General features: G+C 52.9%; 21 protein-coding genes and 1 pseudogene. 12 read left to right on the top strand and 10 right to left on the bottom strand.

The features are described from left to right. The first annotated feature begins 6 nt into the window (after positions 1-6). From PY311_RS04655 to PY311_RS04615, 9 genes are all read left to right on the top strand, one after another. Positions 7-498, top strand: coding sequence for a flavodoxin family protein (locus PY311_RS04655; protein ID WP_286147496.1), 492 nt, complete (start codon positions 7-9; stop codon positions 496-498). Between the two features lie 47 nt (positions 499-545). Continuing rightward, positions 546-1,616, top strand: a complete 1,071-nt coding sequence (gene prfA / locus PY311_RS04650; RefSeq protein ID WP_286147495.1) for a peptide chain release factor 1 — start codon at positions 546-548, stop codon at positions 1,614-1,616. Between the two features lie 31 nt (positions 1,617-1,647). Continuing rightward, positions 1,648-3,306 carry an L-threonylcarbamoyladenylate synthase gene (locus PY311_RS04645; protein WP_286147494.1) on the top strand — a complete coding sequence of 553 codons (1,659 nt, stop codon included), beginning with the start codon at positions 1,648-1,650 and terminating at the stop codon, positions 3,304-3,306. A 21-nt stretch (positions 3,307-3,327) separates the two neighbouring features. Beyond that, the gene (locus PY311_RS04640; protein WP_286147493.1) at positions 3,328-4,725 is read left to right on the top strand and encodes an aminopeptidase; all 1,398 of its coding nucleotides are present in this window, start codon (positions 3,328-3,330) and stop codon (positions 4,723-4,725) included. A gap of 213 nt (positions 4,726-4,938) precedes the next feature. Further along, positions 4,939-5,379, top strand: coding sequence for an ACT domain-containing protein (locus PY311_RS04635; protein ID WP_286147492.1), 441 nt, complete (start codon positions 4,939-4,941; stop codon positions 5,377-5,379). 27 nt (positions 5,380-5,406) lie between these two features. Continuing rightward, positions 5,407-6,597 carry a homoserine dehydrogenase gene (locus PY311_RS04630; protein ID WP_286147491.1) on the top strand — a complete coding sequence of 397 codons (1,191 nt, stop codon included), beginning with the start codon at positions 5,407-5,409 and terminating at the stop codon, positions 6,595-6,597. Between the two features lie 79 nt (positions 6,598-6,676). Beyond that, positions 6,677-7,888: an aspartate kinase gene (locus PY311_RS04625; RefSeq protein ID WP_286147490.1), complete on the top strand. Its 1,212-nt coding sequence runs from the start codon at positions 6,677-6,679 to the stop codon at positions 7,886-7,888. A gap of 91 nt (positions 7,889-7,979) precedes the next feature. Further along, positions 7,980-8,249 (top strand): ACT domain-containing protein, encoded by a 270-nt coding sequence (locus tag PY311_RS04620; protein WP_286147489.1) that lies wholly within the window; start codon positions 7,980-7,982, stop codon positions 8,247-8,249. 12 nt (positions 8,250-8,261) lie between these two features. Then, on the top strand, positions 8,262-9,620 hold the full coding sequence (locus PY311_RS04615) for a PFL family protein (RefSeq protein WP_286147488.1): 1,359 nt from the start codon (positions 8,262-8,264) through the stop codon (positions 9,618-9,620). A 121-nt stretch (positions 9,621-9,741) separates the two neighbouring features. Here PY311_RS04615 and PY311_RS04610 read toward each other — a convergent pair. The 3 genes and pseudogenes from PY311_RS04610 to PY311_RS04600 all read right to left on the bottom strand — a co-directional run. Beyond that, a pseudogene (locus tag PY311_RS04610) lies at positions 9,742-10,155 on the bottom strand (class I SAM-dependent methyltransferase); the annotation flags it as partial. Between the two features lie 18 nt (positions 10,156-10,173). Continuing rightward, positions 10,174-10,395: a hypothetical protein gene (locus PY311_RS04605; RefSeq protein WP_286147487.1), complete on the bottom strand. Its 222-nt coding sequence runs from the start codon at positions 10,393-10,395 to the stop codon at positions 10,174-10,176. 52 nt (positions 10,396-10,447) lie between these two features. Beyond that, positions 10,448-11,020 carry an epoxyqueuosine reductase QueH gene (locus tag PY311_RS04600; protein WP_286147486.1) on the bottom strand — a complete coding sequence of 191 codons (573 nt, stop codon included), beginning with the start codon at positions 11,018-11,020 and terminating at the stop codon, positions 10,448-10,450. A 206-nt stretch (positions 11,021-11,226) separates the two neighbouring features. On the opposite strand from PY311_RS04600, the gene PY311_RS04595 reads away from it, so the two are divergent. Together PY311_RS04595 and PY311_RS04590 are read left to right on the top strand one after the other, a co-directional pair. Beyond that, complete coding sequence (locus tag PY311_RS04595; RefSeq protein ID WP_286147484.1) at positions 11,227-14,136, top strand: acyl-CoA dehydratase activase; 2,910 nt, start codon at positions 11,227-11,229, stop codon at positions 14,134-14,136. A gap of 1 nt (position 14,137) precedes the next feature. After that, the gene (locus PY311_RS04590; RefSeq protein WP_286147483.1) at positions 14,138-15,472 is read left to right on the top strand and encodes a 2-hydroxyacyl-CoA dehydratase; all 1,335 of its coding nucleotides are present in this window, start codon (positions 14,138-14,140) and stop codon (positions 15,470-15,472) included. Between the two features lie 60 nt (positions 15,473-15,532). On the opposite strand, the gene PY311_RS04585 is transcribed toward PY311_RS04590, so the two are convergent. Beyond that, entirely contained in the window at positions 15,533-16,060 is a 528-nt protein-coding gene (locus PY311_RS04585) for a methylated-DNA--[protein]-cysteine S-methyltransferase (protein WP_286147482.1), read from the bottom strand. A 127-nt stretch (positions 16,061-16,187) separates the two neighbouring features. Between PY311_RS04585 and PY311_RS04580 the strand changes: the two genes are divergently transcribed. Then, positions 16,188-16,958 carry a type III pantothenate kinase gene (locus tag PY311_RS04580; RefSeq protein WP_286147481.1) on the top strand — a complete coding sequence of 257 codons (771 nt, stop codon included), beginning with the start codon at positions 16,188-16,190 and terminating at the stop codon, positions 16,956-16,958. 42 nt (positions 16,959-17,000) lie between these two features. On the opposite strand, the gene PY311_RS04575 is transcribed toward PY311_RS04580, so the two are convergent. The 6 genes from PY311_RS04575 to PY311_RS04550 all read right to left on the bottom strand — a co-directional run bounded on the left by PY311_RS04575 (position 17,001) and on the right by PY311_RS04550 (position 22,329). Further along, complete coding sequence (locus PY311_RS04575) at positions 17,001-17,855, bottom strand: tyrosine-type recombinase/integrase (RefSeq protein WP_491066564.1); 855 nt, start codon at positions 17,853-17,855, stop codon at positions 17,001-17,003. A 298-nt stretch (positions 17,856-18,153) separates the two neighbouring features. Next, positions 18,154-18,624 carry a C-GCAxxG-C-C family protein gene (locus PY311_RS04570; protein WP_286147479.1) on the bottom strand — a complete coding sequence of 157 codons (471 nt, stop codon included), beginning with the start codon at positions 18,622-18,624 and terminating at the stop codon, positions 18,154-18,156. A 33-nt stretch (positions 18,625-18,657) separates the two neighbouring features. Beyond that, complete coding sequence (gene whiA / locus PY311_RS04565) at positions 18,658-19,566, bottom strand: DNA-binding protein WhiA (RefSeq protein WP_286147478.1); 909 nt, start codon at positions 19,564-19,566, stop codon at positions 18,658-18,660. 16 nt (positions 19,567-19,582) lie between these two features. After that, entirely contained in the window at positions 19,583-20,443 is an 861-nt protein-coding gene (gene rapZ / locus PY311_RS04560) for an RNase adapter RapZ (RefSeq protein WP_286147477.1), read from the bottom strand. An 11-nt stretch (positions 20,444-20,454) separates the two neighbouring features. Next, a complete protein-coding gene (murB, locus tag PY311_RS04555; protein WP_286147476.1) occupies positions 20,455-21,375 on the bottom strand; it encodes a UDP-N-acetylmuramate dehydrogenase in 921 nt (306 codons plus the stop codon). 12 nt (positions 21,376-21,387) lie between these two features. After that, a complete protein-coding gene (locus PY311_RS04550) occupies positions 21,388-22,329 on the bottom strand; it encodes an ROK family protein (protein WP_286147475.1) in 942 nt (313 codons plus the stop codon). Between the last annotated feature and the right edge of the window lie 14 nt (positions 22,330-22,343).

Below are 22,343 nucleotides of genomic sequence, written 5' to 3'. Positions count from 1 at the left end.
GAAGATATGCGGGATGTTCTCTGCATTTATTATTCCCGAACCGGGAATACCAAAAAGGTAATGAAAGCCATCGCGTCCGAAATGGACGCGGAGCTGGTGGAGCTGACCGACGGAATTGAGCGCTCCGGTTTGCGCGGCTGGCTTCGCAGCGGTCTGGATGCAGTTAAAAAGGATTGCCCGGAGGCCGCTGCCATTGAAACGGAACGAAAGTTGGAAAATTACCGGCTGGTCATTATCGGCACGCCGGTATGGGCCGGACGGTGCAGCAGCGTTGTCCGCAGCTTTTTAAAGCAGCACGGAAAGGAGCTGAACCGGGTCGCATACGTGCTGACCCGCAGCAGCGACCGCAAAAGCGAGGATGTTTACCGTCAGATGGACCTTTACACGGCACAGCCGCATCGGGTGGCAACATCACTCCGAGTAGGCCATGTGGGCCATACGTTCTGGCAGGAGGAATTTTTGCGGCAGCTCCGGGAGCTGTTGGAGTCAAACGGATAGCCGCTCTCTTTTTCCTGATTTAAAATTTGAGAAAAGGAGAGCACACTATGCTGGAAAAATTAAAGGCACTGGAGCTGCGCTATGAGGACCTGCAAAATCAGTTGGGAGACCCAAAGGTTTACAGTGATTCCGAACGGCTGCGGCAGGTAAACCGGGAGCTGAAGGAGCTGTCGCCGATTGCGGAGACCTACCGGGCTTATATCGCGGCTGACAGCCGCAAGAAAGAATCCGAGGAACTGCTCCACGATCCCGATTTGAAGGAAATGGCACAAGAAGAACTGTTAGAGGCCAAAGCCGAGCTGGAGAGCCTGAAGGAAAAGCTTACCATTCTTTTACTGCCGAAAGACCCGGATGACGGACGGAATGTTGTTTTGGAAATCCGGGCTGGGACCGGTGGGGAGGAAGCGGCGCTGTTCGCGCACTCCCTTTTGCGGATGTACACCATGTATGCCGAAAGCCGTGGCTGGAAGCTGGAAATCGCCAGCATCAATGAAACGGAGCTTGGCGGAGTAAAGGACTGCTCCGCTGTGATTGAGGGTGAGGACGTATATTCCAGACTGAAATTCGAATCCGGTACGCACCGCGTCCAGCGGGTACCGGTAACGGAGTCAAACGGAAAGCTCCAGACCAGTGCCGCCACGGTGGCGGTACTCCCGGAAATGGAGCCGGTGGACGTTGAGCTTAATCCGGCCGATATTGAGATGCAGGTCTACCGCGCCAGCGGAGCTGGCGGACAGCACGTAAATAAGACTTCCTCCGCCGTGCGGCTTATTCATAAGCCCACCGGCATGATTGCCGAATGTCAGGAGGAACGCAGCCAGTTCCAGAACCGTGAAAAGGCCATGCGGCTGCTGGCCTCCCGGCTGTATGAGGCGGAGCGGGAAAAGCGGGAGAGTGCCTATGATGCGGAGCGCCGCAGTCAGGTTGGCAGCGGTGACCGTTCTCAGCGGATACGCACATATAATTTTCCGCAGGGCCGGGTCACGGATCATCGAATTGGCCTGACGTTATATAAAATCGATTCCATCATGGATGGCGCACTTGACGAGCTGATCGACGCTCTGGTCACAGCCAATCAGGCTGAGAAGCTGAAGCGCGGACAGCAGGATACTATTTGATAGATATACAAATTGATTCGAGGCGATTGATATGCATACACGGTATTTTGACCTGCGGGACACCAAGGGTCAGCAAAAGGTCATTGAGGATCAGATCTCAGCGGCAGCCGACATTTTGCGGCAGGGAGGCTTGATCGGTATTCCGACGGAAACCGTCTACGGTCTGGGTGCAAACGCTCTGGACGAGGACGCTGTCCGCAAAATCTTTGAAGCCAAGGGACGTCCGCAGGATAATCCCCTGATTATCCACATTCCGGGGCCGCAGTGGCTTCCGCGCTACTGCGAGGATGTTCCTCCGCTTGCCTATACGCTGGCGCGTAAATTCTGGCCCGGACCGCTGACAATGATTTTAAAGCGGAAAAAAATCATTCCGGATGCTACCACGGCTGGGCTTGATACCGTAGGCGTCCGCTGCCCGGACCATCAGGTAACACTGGCGATCATTCGGGAGTCCGGCGTCCCGATTGCGGCGCCCAGCGCCAATACCTCCGGCCGCCCAAGCTGCACCACTGCGGCGGACGTCATGGAGGATATGGAGGGCAAAATCGACGCCGTGGTGGATGGCGGCCCCTGTCAGGTGGGCGTGGAATCCACCATTATCGACTTGACCTGTGAGCCGCCCCGCCTCCTGAGACCCGGCGGACTGCCGCTGGAGGCGTTGGAGGATGTGGCCGGTCCTATCGCAGTGGATCGCGCCGTGACCCAGCAACTAAAGGAGGGTGAGCAGCCGAAGGCACCAGGCATGAAGTACCGTCACTATGCGCCCAAGGCCCCGGTCACCGTTGTTACCGGCCCGGCAGCCTCCTCGGCCCGAACGATTCAGCATCTGGCACAGCCGGGAGATGGCGTCATCTGCTTTGACGAATTTGCGACGCTTTTTGACCAGCAGGTTGTGGAGCATCTTGGCCCCAGTCAGGACAAGCGTATTCAGGCACAGCGTGTTTTTGATGCCCTGCGTGCCTTTGACAGCAAGGATGTGCCGCAAATTTACGCGCAGTGCCCGGACAGTCAAGGGCTTGGCCTTGCCATCAGCAACCGTTTGAAAAAGGCGGCTGGCTTCAAAACCATCGCTGCTGAGGAACGGAAGGTCATTCTGGGCATTACCGGCGGCACCGGCTCCGGAAAGACCAGCGCTCTGAACGCAATTCGCGATTTGGGCGGTACGGTCATTGATTGTGACGCCGTATATCATAAGATGGTGGCCGAAAATCAGGAGCTCCGCCATGCCATTGAGGTCAAGTTCCACGGCGTGTTCAATTCTGATGGTTCCCTGAACCGTAAAAAACTGGGTGAGCTGGTCTTTGAAAACAAAGAGCGGATGGAGCAACTCAACGAGGTCATTTATCGTTTTCTTGTCCCCGAGGTCCAGCGCTTGTGTCAGGAGGGCGGCGATCTGGTAGCAATCGATGCCATCAACCTGGTGGAAAGTGGTGCAGATTCAATCTGTGACAAGACGATTGCCATTACAGCGCCCATGGAGCTGCGCGTTCGGAGAATCACGGCGCGGGACGGTATTGATGAGCGGTATGCCAGGATGCGGATATCCGCGCAGAAATCCGACGAGTTCTACCGCGGAAAATGCGACTATGAGCTCAGCAATACTGCCGAAACCGCCGAAGCGTTCCAGAGTGCGGCACAGATATTCTTCCAGCGTTTGATTGAGGAGCTGCGCGAGGAAAAGGACGATTGAGCTTAACAAGGAGGATTCGATATGTCTGATACCAATAAGGAATTGAAGGAGCGGCTGCTGAGCAGTCGCAAAAACGGCTTTGACCGTATTGACGCCGCGGAGCTGGCAGCGGTCAACGCATACTGTAAGGACTATATGGCGTTTCTGGACGCCGGAAAAACGGAGCGGCTCTGTGCGGCCGAGGCTGTTCATCTTGCAGAGCAGGCGGGGTATCGTCCCCTCAAGCGGGGCGAGGCACTGAAGCCCGGAGACAAGGTGTATGTCTGCAATCGTGGAAAAAGTGTGCTGCTGGCCCACATAGGTACGAAGCCCATCAGCAAGGGTGCACAGATCACAGCGGCCCACATCGATTCTCCCCGGCTGGACTTGAAGCCCAATCCGCTGTATGAGGATACGGAGCTTGCGTATTTCAAGACGCACTATTACGGCGGTATCCGCAAATACCAGTGGGTTACGATTCCCATGGAGCTTCACGGCGTTGTTGCCCTGACGGATGGACGCACGGTTACGGTCAACATCGGCGGCGATGACGGTGATCCAAAGCTGGTCATCACCGATCTGCTGCCCCATCTCGGTCAGGAGCAGAACAAGAAAACGCTGGCTGAGGGCATCATGGGTGAGCAGCTCAATCTGCTGCTGGGGAGCAAGCCGATATCCGGCGAGGGCTCTGACCGCGTCAAGCTATCGGTCATGCAGCTTTTGAATGAAAAGTATGGCATCACCGAGGATGATTTCACCTCTGCCGAGCTGGAGGCCGTTCCCGCCGTGAAGGCAACGGAAATCGGCCTTGACCGTTCCATGATCGGTGCTTACGGCCATGATGACCGCGTCTGCGGCTACGCCGCGCTGCGGGCACTGCTGGACATGGATAAAACGCCTGTCAAGACATCTGTATGCGTTCTGGCGGACAAAGAGGAGATTGGCTCTGACGGTGTAACCGGTATGCAGTCCGCCGCCTTCGATACCTTTATGGAGGACCTGTGCGAAGCGCAGGGGGCGGCGCTCCGCGTGTGCCTTGAAAATTCCTTCTGCCTCAGCGCGGATGTAACGGCGGCGTATGACCCGAATTTCGGCGATGTTTACGAGAAGAAAAACGCCGCCTATTTGAACTACGGCATCGGCCTTTGCAAATACACCGGCGCCCGGGGCAAATCCGGTGCCAGCGACGCCAGCGCCGAGACCGTGGGATATGTGCGGGGCATTTTTGAGCGGGCAAACGTGATCTGGCAGATTGCGGAGCTTGGTAAGGTAGACGCCGGCGGCGGCGGCACCGTGGCGATGTATATGGCAAACCGCAACATTACAACGCTGGACGCCGGCGTGCCGGTGCTGGCCATGCACGCCCCCTTTGAGGTTGTCTCCAAGCTGGACTGCTATGAGACCTACAAGGGTATGAAGGCAATTTACGAGGCTGAATAAAATAGTTTTTTATAAACAAGCAAACAGGAGGGAGTTTCCCTCCTGTTTGCTGTATAAAGACGGTTTTGAGCAATCTGCCCATATCAAAAGAACAGATGGAAAAATTTTCAAGCAAAGGAACGAGAGATTATTCAAATATTGTAGTTGCAAGTCCTCGAAAAAGCTGGTAAAATAAAATCCGTCGAAGACAAATGGCCATAGGAGGCGGACGAAATGGCAAGAAAAATCAAATATTATCTGGTTGCGGCAGATGCGCTCCCCGAAATTTTTATTCGTGTGGCAGAAGCAAAGTGCATGATGCAGACGGGCGAGGCGGATACGGTGGGAGCAGCCACCAAAATGGCTGGCATCAGCCGCAGCGCTTTTTACAAGTATAAGGACGCGGTCCAGCCCTTCAATGATATGAAATCCGAGCACATCATCACCTTTTATACGCTGTTGAAGGATGTCTCCGGTACGCTTTCAGGTGTGCTGGGAATCTTTGCCGATTCCGGAGCAAATATTTTGACTATCAACCAGAGTATCCCGACAAACGGCTGTGCCGCTGTTACAATCTCAGCCGAGACCTCGGATATGGAAAAATCTCTGGAGCAGTTGATCGCAGAGGTTTCCGGGCTTGAGAACGTGATCAAATTTGAGGTTTTGGCCGGATAAGGGGAGAACGATTGGGGAGAACGATTTATGATCAAGATTGCAATTCTGGGACTCGGTACAGTCGGTACCGGCGTTGTAAAGGTGGTGGAAGCCAACGCCGACTCCATTCAGCATAAGCTGGGGCAGCCAATGGCAGTTAAAACGGCACTGGTCCGCCGTTTTCGCAGCGGCCCTTATCAGGAGCTTATGACGGATAACTTCCGTGAGATCGAGTCAGACAGTGAAATTCAGGTGGTTGTGGAGACCATTGGCGGCGTGGACGCAGCCTATGACTATACCCGCCGGTGCCTTATGGCCGGGAAGCACGTTGTTACCGCCAACAAGCAGCTGGTAGCCGAGCATGGCTGTGAGCTGCTGGAACTGGCACGGCAAAATCATGTCAACTATTTGTTCGAGGCCAGTGTTGGCGGCGGCATTCCCATTCTGCACCCGCTGACGCAGTGCATGGCCGCAAACCGCATTGATGAGATTTACGGCATTTTGAATGGCACCACAAACTTTATCCTTACCAAGATGGTCAAGGAGGGCGCGCCGTTTTCCGAGGTTTTGAAGCTGGCTCAGGAAAAGGGCTATGCCGAAGCAGACCCCACCGCCGATGTTGAGGGCGTTGATGCCGGACGGAAGATCTGCATTCTGGCCGACCTTGCCTTCGGTCATCAGGTAAGTCCCAATCAGGTCCCGATGGAGGGCATCACCAAGCTGGATCTGAAGGATGTGGAAATTGCGCAGCGCCACGGTTATCAAATTAAGCTGCTGGGCCGCTGCCTGCGGCTGGAGGGTGGCCATCGGACCGCTTATGTGGCGCCTCACCTCATTTCTCAGGAAAATCCCGTGTCCGATGTCAATGACGTTTTCAACGCAGTTGTTGTGCGCGGCAACGCCACCGGCGATGTCATGTTCTGCGGCAAGGGCGCCGGTGAACTGCCGACGGCTTCTGCCTGTGTAGCCGATGTTATGGAATGCATTCAGGAGCAGCGGCATCGCCCGGAGATTGGCTGGAGTCCCGATGAATCGGGCTTTGTCTCTCCTTTGGAGTTGAAGGACCGCTGGTATTTCCGCACAGATATGACCCTTTCTCAGCAGGAGCTTCCTCACGGTGCTCAGGTGTTGGAGAGCAGTGCCGGTACCGCTTTCATCACAGATTACATAACAGGCCATGAGGCACAGGCGCTGAAAGCAAAGCTGTCTGCACCGGCCTGTCTGCGGGTGCTGGACTGATTCCCCAATTTGCCTGATTTGGCGTATGATGGGGTGGACCCTGCCCTTCGGGGCAATCTGAAGCTGAGAGGGAACAACCATGAGTTTGATCGTACAAAAATTCGGCGGCAGCAGTGTGCGGGACGCGGAGCGTATCCGCAATGTTGCCGGTATTATTGCAGAAACCTATTTGCAGGGCAATGATGTGATTGTTGTCCTGTCTGCTCAGGGCGACACAACAGATGACCTGATTGCCAAGGCGAAGGAGGTCAATCTCCATCCATCCAAGCGGGAAATGGATATGCTGCTTTCCACCGGGGAGCAGATATCCGTTGCCCTGTGCGCCATGGCGCTTGAAGCAATGGGATTGCCGTGTGTATCCTTGACCGCGTGGCAGGTCGGGATTCAAACCACGAAGGTCCATTCCGATGCCAGAATCAAGAAAATCGACACGGAGCGAATCAAATCGGAGCTTGACCAACATCGAATCGTACTGGTGACGGGCTTTCAGGGCGTTGACCGCCTTGGCGATGTGACAACGCTGGGACGCGGCGGCAGCGATACCAGCGCCGTGGCACTGGCAGCGGCCTTTCGGGCCGATTTGTGCCAAATTTACACGGATGTGGACGGCGTTTATACCACCGACCCGCGCATCGTCCCCAACGCGAGAAAGCTGGATGAGATCACCTATGACGAGATGCTGGAGCTGGCATCACAGGGCGCAGGCGTGCTCCACAACCGCAGCGTGGAGCTTGCAAAAAAGTTCCGGGTAGATTTGGAGGTTCTTTCCAGTCTGGAAAGGAAACCCGGAACAAAAGTGAAGGAGGTCACAAAAGTGGAAAAAACCACTATTGCCGGTGTGGCAAAGGATACAAGTATTGCCCGGGTCGCTCTGATCGGTTTGCAGCATAATCCGGGCGTTGCGTTTCAGGTGTTTGATCTGCTGAGCAAGCACAATATCAATGTGGACATCATTCTTCAGTCCATCGGCCGCGAGGATACCAAGGATATTTCCTTTACCGTTCATAAAAAGGACCTTGAAGAGGCCGAAAGCATCCTGAATGAAAACAAGGAGGCTCTGCGCTTTGACCATATCGAAACCGACAGCCATATCGGAAAGGTTTCCATCGTCGGCGCGGGTCTTATGACCAACTGCGGCATGGCGGCCCGTATGTTCGAGGCGCTGTATGAGGCCGGAATCAACATTCAGATGATCAACACCTCTGAAATTCGCGTTTCCGTTCTTCTGGATGAGGATGACATTGATTTGGCCGTGCGGGCGATTCACGCGAAATTTTTCGATGATATCTGATAAAATCAAAAGAACACGGGGAGAACACATAGCCTCCCCGTGTCTCTTTAAGTTACAATATATGCCGCTAAGCGGCGGAACGGAGGAACGTATGAACGCGATCGTAACGGTAATCGGTAAGGATAAGGTGGGAATCATTGCCACCGTGTGTATCAAACTGGCGGAGCTGAATGTCAATGTATTGGACATTTCCCAGACGATTCTCAACAATAAATTTACAATGGTCATGGCAGTGGACGCCGGTGCAGCGAACGTCAGCTTTGATAAGCTGTCTGAGGCATTGAAGGCTCTTGGCGATGATATGGAGCTGTCTATCCGGATTCAGCGGGAAGAAATTTTTGACGCCATGCACAGAATTTAAGGAGGGAAGATCATGCTCAATCAAAAGGAAATTCTCTCCACCATTGCCATGATCGACCAGCAGCATTTGGATATCCGCACGATCACCATGGGCATTTCACTTTTGAGCTGCTGCGATCCCGACGCCAAAAGGGCCTGTGATAAGATTTATGAAAAAATCACCCGGTACGCGGAAAAGCTCGTAAAAACGGGTGAGGACATTCAGCGGGAATTTGGGATTCCCATCGTCAATAAGCGTATCTCCGTAACACCGATTGCATTGGTTGCCGGGGCCAGCGAGGCAGAGGACTATGTTCCGTTTGCACTGGCGCTGGACCGTGCGGCCAAGACCTGTGGCGTCAACTTCATCGGCGGCTATTCGGCTCTGGTGCAGAAGGGGATGACACTGGCGGATGAAAAGCTGCTTCGTTCTATTCCCGAGGCTTTGGACCGCACGGAGTTGGTCTGTTCCAGTATCAATGTCGGTTCCACTCGGGCCGGTATCAATATGGACGCGGTGAAGCTCATGGGCCAGATCATCAAAGAGACCGCCGCACGAACGGCTGACCGGGACGGATTAGGCTGCGCCAAGCTGGTGGTATTCTGCAATGCTGTGGAGGACAATCCCTTTATGGCCGGTGCTTTTCACGGTGTAGGCGAAGCGGAAAAGGTTATCAACGTGGGCGTTTCCGGCCCCGGTGTTGTATACCACGCCTTGCAGTCCGTCAAGGGAGAGCCGCTGGATGTGGTGGCGGAAACCGTCAAGAAAACCGCATTTCAGGTCACCCGTATGGGCCAGCTCGTTGCCAAGGAGGCCAGCCGGCGGCTGGATACGCCGTTTGGAATTGTTGATTTGAGCTTGGCGCCTACTCCGGCTGTTGGAGATTCCGTTGCCCGGATCTTAGAGGAAATGGGATTGGAGGTCTGCGGCACCCACGGCACCACGGCGGCGCTGGCACTGCTGAATGACGCTGTGAAAAAGGGCGGTGTTATGGCGTCTTCCTCCGTTGGCGGTCTTTCCGGCGCGTTTATCCCCGTCAGCGAAGACGAGGGCATGATCGCCGCTGCCAATGCGGGGACGCTCTGTGTGGACAAGCTGGAGGCCATGACCTGTGTCTGCTCTGTGGGCCTTGATATGATTGCTGTTCCCGGCGATACGCCTGCCGAAACCATCTCCGCCATCATCGCTGACGAAGCGGCCATCGGCATGGTGAATAATAAGACCACCGCTGTCCGTCTGCTGCCGACGCCCGGCAAGAAAGTGGGGGATACCGTGGAAATGGGCGGCCTGCTGGGCAGCGCGCCGGTCATGCCGGTGCACAAGGAGTCCAGCACTGAATTTGTCAATCGCGGCGGACGTATCCCGGCTCCGCTCCACAGCCTGAAAAACTGAAGACTGAAGTAAATATGGAAAGCAGCGGCGGTATGAAGTCTCATACCGCCGCTGCTTTTGAGATGTGTTTCTTCGAAAGACAGGGGAGTGATAACCCCCAATTTATACTTGTTTGCAGCAATTATTTCGTACAGCAGAAATACGCGATTGACCCATCAACATGAAAATCGATTGCTTTATATAGGCGGTTCAAAATATTCCGCAGTTGTTCTTCTGTTTGAAAAGGAGGCGTAAACCAGCCCTTCTTTGAAAAAATATTTCCTACAAGCCAATCGGTAATCCTGGATTTGCCTTTTATATAAAAGCAAGCGATGAATTTCCCTTCGGGCTTCAAAACACGCCATGTTTCACGGAATGCTGCTTCCTTATTGGGAAATGCGTGAAAACCGTTCATGCTGACAATGACATCAAAGGCTGCATCATCCATTTGCAGATCTCCAACATCCCCCTGAACACACCTGATATGCCCACAGCCGTTCAACCTTTTTTCAGCTTGCTCAAGCATATCGGTGCTGTAATCAAGGCAGGTAATATGAGCGTTTTTGAGGGAGGCTCATTTTTGCTCCGTGAACACGGCTGTTCCAACGGGCACATCTAAAATTGTTCCATCAAAATCATCCGGTATGTATGAAAGAACTTTATGTGCGATTTCATTATCATCCGTTCCGCTCCAAAATACCTTTGCATATAATCTGCTAAAAAAATTTCTCTGTGTAAGAACGTTATCATATATATTTTTCGACGATTGATACGCTTCTTTTATTTGATCTGCCATATAGCTCTCCATCAAAACCGATTTGTTTGAGCAGACTGCGAAATATAAATTCTTACACCTGCTGTTCCGTAAATTTCTGTTTGTCCCGATTGATCTGCTTTTGATAGCGGTCCTGCTCGGAAAAAACGCAGCCGCAATACTTCTGCATATAGAAGCCAAGCTCCCGGGCCCGCTGATTGCCAACCCGGAAATTCGGGCGGAAATCCCGATAGAGAAATTCCACGCCATATTGCTTTGCAAACGCCTCTGCCGCAGCCTTAATACCATCATGGTCCTGATAGAGACTGGCCAGCAGGGTAGAGGTAAAAGCCTCATAGCCATGCTCTGCGGCAAATCGCGCAGTTTTCTCAAGGCGATGCCGATAGCAGTATGTGCAGCGATGGTCGATGTCATCGGCCACGTGCTCTACAAACGTCCGCAGACCGTATTCCTCATCTACAATGACACGCATTCCGATGGTGGGCGCATACGTGAGCAGGCAGTCCCGCCGGGCCTCGTACTCCTTCCACGGGTGAATATTGGGATTATACCAGAACGCGACAGGCTCAATTCCCTCAGCGCGGAGGGGATCAATACAGCTCAAAGAGCAAGGTGCACAGCAGGTGTGCATTAAGATGGTTTTCATGCTTTTTTCTCCTTTGTACAGGTTCTTTTTTTCACAGTATAGCATAGTTTTTTATCAGTGAAAACCCCCATAAAACCGATTTCTTAACGGAAAATTCACAAAAATTCAATATTTTTTACATTGCGGATTCTGCCGAAAAAACGTAACATAGTATTATTGAAAATTTACTCTGGGGCAGGGTGCCCCGGTTCTGAGGGGGTCTCTTTTTGCGTTTGGGGCTGGATGTTGGCTCCACTACCATTAAGTGCGTGGTATTGGATGACCAAAACAACTTGCTATACAGTACATATGAACGGCATTATAGCCATATTGTAGAAAAATCAGCGGAGCTGCTGCGGCGTGTTGCGGAGCGCTTTGGCCCGAAGGCCATATTTGCCGTTTCCGGCTCTGCCGGAATGGGCATGGCGGACAGCGTGAAGGTTCCTTTTGTGCAGGAGGTATTTGCTACCCGTGTGGCCGCAAACCGCTTGGCACCGGGGACGGACGTCATCATTGAATTAGGCGGCGAAGACGCTAAGATTCTTTTCCTGACACATGGTCTGGAGGTCCGTATGAACGGCTCCTGTGCCGGCGGCACCGGCGCATTTATTGACCAGATGGCGACCCTCCTGAAAATGGGTGCCGATGAAATGGACGCCGCCGCGCAGACAGCCGAAAAGACCTATACTATCGCGTCCCGCTGCGGTGTATTTGCAAAAAGCGATATTCAGCCGCTTATCAATCAAGGGGCAAAGCCTGCCGATATTGCAAAGAGCATCTATCAGGCTGTTGTCAACCAGACGATTGCGGGACTTGCTCAGGGACGTCCTATTCAGGGAAATGTCCTGTATCTGGGCGGTCCGCTGACCTTTTCAAAATGTCTGCGTCAGAGTTTTGATGAGACGCTGAACATCACAGGTACCTGCCCGGAAAACAGTCTGCTGTTCGTTGCCATGGGCGCGGCGTTTTACGCAGAGCAGAGCATTGACCTGCTGAAAACAGCCGAACTGCTGGAGAAAAAAGGCGTATCCGAGACCTATCGCTCCCAGCCGCCGCTTTTTAAAAGCAAAGCGGAGTATGACGAATTTCAGGCCCGCCATGCCAAGGCGGCAGTACCGCAGGCCACATTTCCTGCAGAGTATGACCGGCCTGTACACATCGGTATCGATTCCGGCTCTACAACAGTGAAGGTTGTTGTTATTGACGAAGCCGCCAATCTCCTGTTCACGGATTACCAACCCAATCAGGGCGATCCCATTTCACTACTGCAAGCGGTTTTACTGCGGCTCTACGAGCAGCATCCGCACCTGAATGTTGCCTCTGTCACCACTACCGGATACGGCGAGGACTTGGCAAAGGCCGCATTCCACGCCGATTTCGGTGTTGTAGAGACGGTCGCGCATTTCACGGCTGCCAAGCATTTTCTGCCGGAGGTGGATTTCATCATCGACATCGGCGGACAGGACATGAAGTGCTTCAAAATTGAAAATGGCGCTATCAGCGATATTTTTCTGAATGAAGCCTGTTCCTCCGGCTGCGGCAGCTTTTTACAGACCTTTGCACAGGCATTGGGCTATGACGTAAAGGAATTTACAAAGCTGGGGCTGTTTGCCGACCGGCCCGTTGACCTTGGCAGCCGGTGTACGGTATTCATGAACTCCAGTGTGAAGCAGGCACAGAAGGATGGCGCCTCCGTTGAAAATATTTCGGCGGGATTGTCGATTTCCGTTGTAAAAAATGCCATTTATAAGGTCATTCGGGCATCTTCTCCCGAAGAGCTTGGCCGCCATGTTGTAGTGCAGGGCGGAACCTTCTACAATGAAGCCGTACTCCGGGCCTTTGAAAAGGAAATGGGGCTGGAGGTCATCCGCCCGAACATCGCCGGATTGATGGGTGCCTACGGTGCCGCACTCTATGGTGCCCAAAAATCCGTAAAGGGAAAGTGCAGTACATTATTGACGCCGGAAGAGCTTCAGAGCTTTCACCGCGAGACTGAAAGCCGCGCCTGCGGCCAATGCGGCAACAACTGCCAGTTGACCATCAATACCTTCTCCGATGGCGGCCGCCTTATCAGCGGCAACCGCTGTGAGCGCCCCATCACCGGAAAAAAAGAGCAGGGCGAATGGAATCTTTACGAGTATAAGCGGAATCTGATTTTGGGTTATAAGCCCGGTGAAAACCGGCGGGGACGTATTGGTCTGCCGCTATGCCTGAATTTCTGGGAGCTGTATCCGTTCTGGTACACGCTTTTCACCAAGCTGGGCTTTCAGGTGGTACACAGCCCCATGTCTTCCCGGAAGCTGTATCTGGAGGGGCAGGGCAGTATTCCCAGCGACACGGCCTGTTTTCCGGCCAAACTGGCCCACGGGCATATCGAATTTTTGTCCAAACTGGGAGTAGATGCCATTTTCTATCCCTGCATGACCTACAATATTGATGAGGAGCTGGGGCAAAATCATTACAACTGCCCGGTGGTCGCCTATTACCCTGAGGTACTGGCCGGTAACTGCGATTGCCTGAAGAATACACGGTTCATTTATGACTATGTGGGCATTCACCGTCCGAGAGACTTTGAAAAGAAAATCACCGCTATTTTAGAGCGGGAGTTCGGTCCCATCCCTCACGGCGAGATCAAAACGGCGGTAAAGGCTGCCTACGCGGAATACGCTCACCATATGGAGCAAATTCGGCAGAAGGGTGCGGAAATCATTGCCGCCGCCCGGAAAGAGGGCCGGCGAATCATCGTTCTGGCAGGCCGGCCCTACCACGTGGACCCGGAGGTAAACCACGGCATTGACACGCTTATCACACAATTCGGCGCGGCGGTCATCACGGAGGATTCCATCTCGCAGTTGGAAAAGCCGTTTCAGACTACAGTGCTCAACCAATGGACCTACCACGCCCGGCTGTACGCGGCGGCGAAGTACTGCTGCTCCCAGCCGGATATGGACTTGGTACAGCTCGTCAGCTTCGGCTGCGGCGTGGACGCCATTACAACGGATGAGACGCGGGAGATTCTGCGGCAGGGTGGCAAGCTGTATACCCAACTGAAAATTGATGAAATCACAAACCTCGGCGCAGTGCGGATTCGCCTGCGGAGCCTGTTCGCGGCACTGGATGAGCATAAGGAGACCTGACATGGAGCAGAAATATCCCCGGTTTACGCCGGAAATGAAAAAAACACATAAAATTCTGATTCCCAATATGGCACCGGTACAGTTCCGCATTCTGGCGGCCAGCATGGAAAACCACGGCTATCAGGTAGAGCTTTTGGGAAACTGCGGTGAACGGGTCGCGGAGCTTGGACTGAAATACGTCCATAACGATACCTGCTATCCGGCGCTACTGGTCATCGGCCAGTTTTTGGACGCACTGGATTCTGGCAAGTATGATCTGGACCACACCGCCCTCATCATCACTCAGACCGGCGGCGGCTGCCGGGCCTCTAATTACATCTTTCTGCTACGAAAGGCGCTGGAAAAAGCCGGTTATGGAAATATTCCCGTTCTCAGCCTGAATTTTTCCGGGTTGGAAAAGGACAGCAGTATGCCGATGGATGTGAAATTCATGCGGCAGGCATTGTCCGCCATTTACTATGGCGATCTGCTGATGACGCTCCGCGCGCAGACAGAACCGTATGAGCTGGAAAAGGGTGCAGCCGAACGGCTGCAAAACAAATGGCTGGACATTCTTTGCGACCGTGTCCGCCATGGCAGCGGCTACTCCGGCCGGGAAATGCGGAGCACCATGCCGAAAATTGCGTCTGAGTTTGCGGCAATTCCCGTCAAGCGGATTCCAAAAGTGAAGGTCGGTGTGGTAGGGGAGATTTATGTCAAATACTCGCCGCTTGGAAACAATGACCTTGAAAAGTTTCTGGCCGCTCAGGGCTGCGAGGTAAATTTGCCGGGACTGATGGGCTTTGTGCAGTATTGTGCCTATAATATGGCGGAGACTGTCCGGCTTTACGGCGGATCGATAATAGAGAAGACTGCCGCAGAAGCGGCTCTATCGGTGATTGCCGGAATGGAAAAGGTCATTATCAAAACGCTGAAGGACTATGGCTACCATGCGCCGCTGCCATTCAAGGAGTTAATTCGTCTGCCGGAGCAGTCCCACACTATTGGCATGGGCTGTAAAATGGGCGAGGGCTGGCTGCTGACAGCAGAAATGCTGGAGCTTGTACAGTCCGGATATGAGAATATTGTCTGTGCACAGCCATTCGGCTGTCTGCCAAATCATATCTGCGGAAAGGGTATGGTGAATAAGATTCGGGAGCTGTACCCGGAGGCCAACATCACGCCCATTGATTATGACCCCAGCGCCACGCGCGTTAATCAGGAAAACCGTATCAAGCTGATGCTGGCAGTGGCCCGGGAACGGCTGCCAAAATTTACAGGCGGATCCCCGAAGGCCGCTAAGGAGGATACTGCGGCAGAAAGGCAGCTTCAAAAACCGCTCTGCGCCAATGTATAAGAAAAACACACCGCCTGATAACAGGTGGTGTGTTTTTTATAAGGGATCGAATACCATAAATTACAGGGCAGTCCCTTTCTTCGGCGTATACAATTTTTGCATATCTACGCCCTCCAGCGTCAATAAAAAGCGCTTTTTATCCACGCCGCCGGCATAGCCGGTAAGGCTCCCATCCGCCCCCACAACACGGTGGCAGGGGATGATAATGGAGATTGGATTGTGGCCTACCGCTCCGCCAACAGCCTGTGCCGCGGCAGAAACACCCTGTGCCTGTAAGGCGTGCGCCAGTTCCCCATAGGTAGTCACCTCACCATAAGGAATTTGCAGCAGCAGCTTCCAGACTGCCTGCCGGAAATCGCTCCCCTTGGGAGCCAACGGAGGCAGGGCAGGGAGGGGACGTTTTTCAAAATATGCGTCTAACCAATCCATGATCTGGCGAAACACCGGCAACTCCGCATTTTTAGTTACATCAGCGCCTAATGTGGCGGCAAAATATTTTTGCCCCTCCATCCAAAGCCCTACTAAAGCAGTTCCATCAGACGCCAGAAAAATGCTGCCGAGGGGAGAGGAATATTCCGTCAAATACATAGGTGTTCCTCCTGAATAGAATATTTGTTCGATTTTCATTATAAGTGATATGAGCGACACTTGCAAGAGGAAAAAATGCGTGATAAGATAAAAATGTAAAAATATTTTTGAACAGGGAGGACATCCTATGCTGCTGGCAGTCGATATTGGCAATTCGACCATTTCAATCGGTCTTTTTGATTCAAAGGGTATCTTGCAATTTCTATCGTCACTGGATACGGACCCGCGCAAAACGGCAGATCAGATCTGCGTGGATTTGATGAATCTATTTCAATTATACCGTTTCCGTTATGAGGACGTTACCGATTCCATTTTGTGCAGCGTTGTCCCGCCGCTGAATTTTATGACTGCCAAGGCTCTGACTCGGCTGCTTGGAAAGCCGCCTATGGTCATCGGCCCCGGCGTTAAAACCGGGTTAAATATCCGGCTTGCAGTGCAAAGTCAAGTGGGCGCTGATATTGTTGCGGACGCCGTTGCCGCATTGGAGAGCTTTCAAGCGCCGATCATCACCATTGACATGGGAACGGCTACCACCATCGGTGTAATTTCAGAAGGACGAACCTATGAGGGAGGAATGCTGCTGCCGGGGGTCAACGTCTCCTTGGAGGCACTGAGCCGCCGTGCTGCCCAGCTTCCCGCCATCTCTCTGCAGGCACCCAAATCGCTGATAGGGAAGTCAACAGAGGATTGTATGCGTTCAGGCATCGTTTATGGAACCGCCTCCATGCTGGATGGAATCATTGACCGTATCCGTGAGGAATTTCATGGAAAAGAGGTCAGCATCGTGGCCACAGGCGGCAGTGCGCCGTTTATCGTGAAGTTCTGTCATAACCCGATCGTTTATGATAAAACCTTGCTGATGAAGGGTCTCTGGGCGATTTATAAAAAGAATCAATAAAAGCCAAACGCCCCATTTATCATGGGGCGTTTGGCTTTTATCTCATTGTTCCTTTTGCCGCTTTTTATCAAGCTCCTGAATATGTGACAAGGGGTTTGCCTTTGCGGCAACACGCAGAGCCTCATTGTCAATGTGCGTATATATCTCCGTAGTGTTCAAGTGATCGTGTCCCAAAACCTCCTGAACCGCACGGACATCTACGCCGTTTTGCAGCATCAATGTGGCGGCCGTGTGACGCAGCTTATGCGAGGAATACTGCGAAGCGTCCAATCCTGCTTCCAGCAGCCGCTTTTTCACCATCGCGTGCACATTAGAGCGGCTGATGCGCTCGTTTCTGGTAGAGAGAAACAGGGCATTGGCATCTCGACCGCTAATGGGCCTCCGTACCGCCAGATAGCGATTCAATGCGTCCTGACAGGCTTCATTCAAATATAGAATACGCACCTTATTGCCCTTACCCAAAACGCGCAGCGTCTCGCCTTGGATATCCTGTATATTCAATCCGACCAATTCGGAAATACGCAGGCCGCAATTCAGAAACAGCGTTAAAATCGCATAATCCCGCTCCTGATTTTTGCCATCAACAGCCTTGAGCAAATCAATACTTTGGTCTAAGGTCAGATACCGCGGGAGTTCCTTTTTCAGCTTCGGAGAATCCATGTCCTTGACTGGATTTTCACGAAGCTGGTGTGTTTTATTGGTCAAATACACATAAAATGACCGAATTGTGGCAATTTTACGGGCTCTGGATGCCGCATTCAGGCCATAATCAGATTTCTGACTGTTCTGAAACCGAATGCGATCTCGGCTGAGGTACGTCATATAGCTGTAAATATCCGTCAGAGTGATACTGCCGACAAAGGCCAAATCAATATCCAAAATATCAATTTCATCCAATGGTTTTCCCGCAAGCGACGGATTGCGAAGCTGCTTCATATAGCGAAAAAAATTGCGAAGGTCCAGATAATATTCATCAACGGTGCGCTGTGAGTGTGCCTTGATGTTCTCATGATAAGAAAGAAAATCCCGTAAAATCTGTGGTGCGTCTGCGCGATAGTCTGACATATTTATTGGCAGATAAGCCAGAGGTGTGTTTCTCCTCTTTTAAATTGAACAAAATTTTTATTTTGTTCAATTATTGAATAGCTTATCTGCGGCCTCCCTCTGTGGTTTCTTAAAATAAATTTTAGCCGCTTCAGCTCTGAATATGATCCGGCAATGCTCCGCCCTTCAATTCCTGTAGCATTTCCTCCACGATTTCCACAGCCGTAACAATCATAATGTCGCAATGCCCAGTCAACTGAAGTACCTTTGCAGACGGTGTTGTATCATCCGGAATAAATTTCTTTTTCAGCAGCTCCGCACACCGCAGCGCATCAAAACGCCCCGAAAATCGCTTTTGCAGCTCCTTTGCCTGCGCCATAGCGCGCTTCTTGGCCTCCACCGCATTTTCCGTATCGGTCTGTGTCAGCAGGTCAAGCACCATGATTGCACCGGTCAGTGCGCCGCAAAGCTCACCCGTCCCGGCACCGGCTCCAAACCCGCTTGCAATCGCCAGACATTGCTTCTCAGATAAACCCGCAACATCTTGAAATGACATCAAGACGGACTGTGCGCAATTATAGCCCTTTTTGTGATACTGATACGCCAATTCACAACGATTCATATAGGTTCCCTCTCTTTTTCTCAAACTCTCAAGCTAATCCGACAGCTTTCGTGCCAGCTCCATCAATTTACGCAGACGGTGATTTAAGCACGATTTGCTGATGGGCGGGTCAAATTCCTCCGCCAGCTCCGAAAGGCTCAGTTCGGGATATTCAAGGCGCAAGGCCGCTGTCTCCTGCAGCTTGTCCGGTAATTGTTCCAACAGGTCGCACGCTTGCAGCCGCCGGATTGCCTCTAATTGCTCCTGCGCTGCCTCCACCGCCTTATCCAGATTGGCGCTGTCACAGTTGAGCCGCCGATTCACGCTGTTGCGTAGATCCTTTTCCAGCTTTGCAGACATAATATTCATCGCCGCCACAGGCGCACCAATCATCGTTAAAAAATCTTCAATTTGGTCGCTCTGCTTAAAATATGTAATTGAACTGCCATTTCGGCTCAGACTTTTCGGCGGATAACCGCATTCCACCAAAAGAGATTCGATTTCCCGGCTCACCTGCAAATGTGAGGTTGTCAACTCCAGATGATAGCGCTTCTGCGGGTCTGTGATGCTGCCGCCGGCAAAAAATGCTCCTCGTAAAAATGCCGCCTGATCGCACGCCTCCTCCATAAACGCAAAATTGATATGCAATACCAAATTCTGCTGCGGATCGTATCCCAATACATTGATGATATGGTTCAGCTTTCGCGGGTCTGTGATTTGAAAGATTCGCTTCCCCTCTGTCTGCTCCTTGTCCGGCTGGCGGTCAAAGCTCAACCCGAATGCCCGCCGGAACAGCTTCGGCAGCCGCTCGGCAAAATTGGGATTCTCCGTAATAACTCGCACCTCTGTTGCGCTGAACGTGTTGCAGTACAGCAAAATGCCATAAGCTTCCGCACGGGCGCAGCACAATTTTTGTACCGGCAGGCGGCAAAGCTCGTTTTTTGTCTCATAGGAAAAGGACATAGCAGCTCCTTCAGTCTTATCGGTTCATATCCCGGTGGTTTTCCCGGACACGATAGCCCAATTTCTGAATATTTTCAGCCAACGCATGAGTCATTGCAACAGAGCGGTGATGACCGCCTGTGCAGCCGACCGCAATCACAAGCTCGGTCTTCCCCTCCTCCGCGTAGAGCGGTAAGGAAAACACCAGCAGCTCCTGCAGCTTTTCCATGTACTCCTTCGTTTGCTGGAAGGAAAATATATAGTCCGCGACCTCACGGTCCAAACCGGTTTTTTCTCTCAGCTCCGGGATGTAATAGGGATTTGGCATACAGCGGACATCAAATACCAGATCGGCCTCCATAGGCAGACCGTATTTAAATCCAAAGGAAATGATGCTGATGTTCATTCCGCCCTTTTCCGATGTGCCGTTTCCGAAATTCCGCAGCAGCTCCCCCCGGAGCTGCGCTGTGGAAAGATGCGTGGTATCTATGATATAATCCGCACGCTGGCGCAGCGGCTTCATCAGCTCACATTCCGCCAGAACAGCCGCCTCCAAGGAAGCGGTCTGCTTCATCAGTGGATGGCGCCGACGGGTCTCCTTATAGCGCTTGATGATCGTTTCCGGGGATGCCTCCAAAAACAGCAGGCTGCACACACTGCTGCTGTGCTTGAGCGAATCCAGAACGGCAAACAGCTCCGTTGGGCTATTGGCCGTGCGGACATCGTATACCAGCGCCACCCTGTCATAGCGGCGACTGCCCCCGGCGCAGAACTCTGCAAATTTCAAAATCATGGCGGCGGGCATATTGTCCACAATATAAAAGCCCATATCCTCTAAAAAAGAGGCGGCTCGGCTTTTTCCCGCACCGGAAAGGCCCGAAATAATCAGAATCTCCATAAAACCACCGCTTATCCTACGATCTTTACCTCGGGCTCCAAATGCACCCCGGTCTGCTCGAATACACGCTGCTGGACTTGGGAAATCAACTCTGTCATATCCGCAAAGCTGGCGCCGCCGCGATTTATCAGAAAGCCTGCGTGCTTTTCGGACACCTGCGCGCCGCCGACCGTCAGGCCCTTCAGCCCGCATTGGTCGATCAGCGTCCCGGCAAAGTACCCCTCCGGCCGCTTAAACGTGCTTCCGGCGCTGGGCCACTCCAACGGCTGACTGCCTTTCCGCTTACGCATCAGTTCCCGCATGGTATCCCGAATCGTTTTTTCCTTGTCCGGACGCAGCCGCATGGTCGCGGACAGCACAACGGCCTCCGGGCATTCTGACAGAATGCTGTGCCGATAGCCGAGCTTCAGTTCCTCGTTCGTCAGCGTCTTGACGCCTTCCTCCGGGAACAAAATCCGCACACAGGTCAACACCTGCTTCATTTCTCCACCATAGGCGCCGGCGTTCATGCATACGCCGCCGCCGACAGTTCCCGGAATGCCATGCGCGAATTCCAAGCCTGACAGCCCTGCCTTGCAGGCAAAATCTGCGGTTTTTGCCAATGTTGCGCCTGCCTCCGCCGTAATGGTGTTTGGTTCGTTTCCCAACTGAGCCTTGTTCATATACGCGGAGGTGTCAATCACCAGCCTGTCCAGCCCTTCGTCTGGGACAAGCAGATTAGAGCCATTACCGATAATCAAAGGCTTTGTACCGCACTCCATCGCAAAATTCACCAGCAGCACCATTTGCGCGCCATCGCTGGGAAACGCCATTCGCTTTGCCGGCCCGCCGATGCGAAACGTTGTATGCCGGCTCATCGGCTCCTCAGCAATGACCTTCATCTGCGGTATATATTTTTGAAGCAGATCATCCAGCTTTTCTGCCCAGTCCATAAAATTGCCTCCTTAAATCGCATTTCCCAATGAAGCCGCTCCGATCATCCCGGCCTGCCCGCCAAGCGCCGCTGTTACAATCTGCGGATAGCGCCCTGCATGGCCTGTATAGCATTTTTGCCTTACCGCTTCGCGGACAGGCATCAGCAGTAAATGCTCAGGTGCGCCGGAAATTCCGCCGCCAATGGCGATAACCTCCGGGTCAAATAAATTTGCCAGATTGGTCAGCCCCTCGGCAAGATAATTTCCATAGGTTCTGCACAGCTCCAATGCTGTCGAATCCCCCATCTCTGCCGCCTGAAATACTGCACGGCCATCCATGCCGCCACTTTTTCCGGACAGCTCATGCAGGATGCTGTCCGGATGTTTCTCCATAGCGGCGTATGCCATCCGAATTAGTGCCGGAGCCGAGCTGTACGCCTCCCAGCACCCACAGCGGCCACAGCTACAGGGAAAACCGCCTGCCTCAATTACCATGTGTCCGATTTCCCCGGCCATGCCGCTGCCAGAATAGAGTCTTCCATTCAGGATAAAGCCGCCGCCAATGCCCGTTCCCAGTGTCACCATGATAAAGTTCTGCGTTTCGCGGCCGCTGCCGTAGAGCCATTCCCCTACCGCGGCGCAGTTGGCGTCATTTTCAAGATAGATAGGCAAATCAAAATACAGGCGAAGCATCGCCGCCAGCGGAACACCCGTCAAAGGCAGATTGCAGGTATAAAGAATTTCTCCGTTTTTTACGGCTCCGGGAATACCGATACCAATGGAACCGATGTCCGATACCGCAGCATGGGCGGCATCCAACGCCCTTTCAATCAAAGCTGCCAGCTTGCGGACAAATGCCTCCGGGCTTTCAAAATTCCCCACGGGTATCTGCTCCTGTGACAGCAATCGGGCGCTCTCGTCTACGATTCCGGCGCGGAGATTGGTCCCTCCGACATCAATTCCGATATTCAACGAGGAACACCTCA

The sequence above is a fragment of the Neopoerus faecalis genome (genome assembly GCF_029218125.1).
GTDB classification, from domain to species: Bacteria; Bacillota; Clostridia; order Oscillospirales; family Oscillospiraceae; genus Oscillibacter; species Oscillibacter faecalis_A.
This window is presented reverse-complemented; position numbering and strand designations above follow the sequence as displayed.

Coding starts and splice junctions, on each gene's coding strand:
- murB (WP_286147476.1), bottom strand. CDS start 21,375: ATGGACTGGGCAGAAAAGCTGGATGATCTGCTTCAAAAATATATACCG.
- PY311_RS04630 (WP_286147491.1), top strand. CDS start 5,407: ATGATCAAGATTGCAATTCTGGGACTCGGTACAGTCGGTACCGGCGTT.
- PY311_RS04585 (WP_286147482.1), bottom strand. CDS start 16,060: ATGTATTTGACGGAATATTCCTCTCCCCTCGGCAGCATTTTTCTGGCG.
- prfA (WP_286147495.1), top strand. CDS start 546: ATGCTGGAAAAATTAAAGGCACTGGAGCTGCGCTATGAGGACCTGCAA.
- rapZ (WP_286147477.1), bottom strand. CDS start 20,443: ATGGAGATTCTGATTATTTCGGGCCTTTCCGGTGCGGGAAAAAGCCGA.
- PY311_RS04590 (WP_286147483.1), top strand. CDS start 14,138: ATGGAGCAGAAATATCCCCGGTTTACGCCGGAAATGAAAAAAACACAT.
- PY311_RS04645 (WP_286147494.1), top strand. CDS start 1,648: ATGCATACACGGTATTTTGACCTGCGGGACACCAAGGGTCAGCAAAAG.
- whiA (WP_286147478.1), bottom strand. CDS start 19,566: ATGTCCTTTTCCTATGAGACAAAAAACGAGCTTTGCCGCCTGCCGGTA.
- PY311_RS04620 (WP_286147489.1), top strand. CDS start 7,980: ATGAACGCGATCGTAACGGTAATCGGTAAGGATAAGGTGGGAATCATT.
- PY311_RS04605 (WP_286147487.1), bottom strand. CDS start 10,395: ATGGCAGATCAAATAAAAGAAGCGTATCAATCGTCGAAAAATATATAT.
- PY311_RS04600 (WP_286147486.1), bottom strand. CDS start 11,020: ATGAAAACCATCTTAATGCACACCTGCTGTGCACCTTGCTCTTTGAGC.
- PY311_RS04570 (WP_286147479.1), bottom strand. CDS start 18,624: ATGAATCGTTGTGAATTGGCGTATCAGTATCACAAAAAGGGCTATAAT.
- PY311_RS04655 (WP_286147496.1), top strand. CDS start 7: ATGCGGGATGTTCTCTGCATTTATTATTCCCGAACCGGGAATACCAAA.
- PY311_RS04635 (WP_286147492.1), top strand. CDS start 4,939: ATGGCAAGAAAAATCAAATATTATCTGGTTGCGGCAGATGCGCTCCCC.
- PY311_RS04615 (WP_286147488.1), top strand. CDS start 8,262: ATGCTCAATCAAAAGGAAATTCTCTCCACCATTGCCATGATCGACCAG.
- PY311_RS04580 (WP_286147481.1), top strand. CDS start 16,188: ATGCTGCTGGCAGTCGATATTGGCAATTCGACCATTTCAATCGGTCTT.
- PY311_RS04625 (WP_286147490.1), top strand. CDS start 6,677: ATGAGTTTGATCGTACAAAAATTCGGCGGCAGCAGTGTGCGGGACGCG.
- PY311_RS04640 (WP_286147493.1), top strand. CDS start 3,328: ATGTCTGATACCAATAAGGAATTGAAGGAGCGGCTGCTGAGCAGTCGC.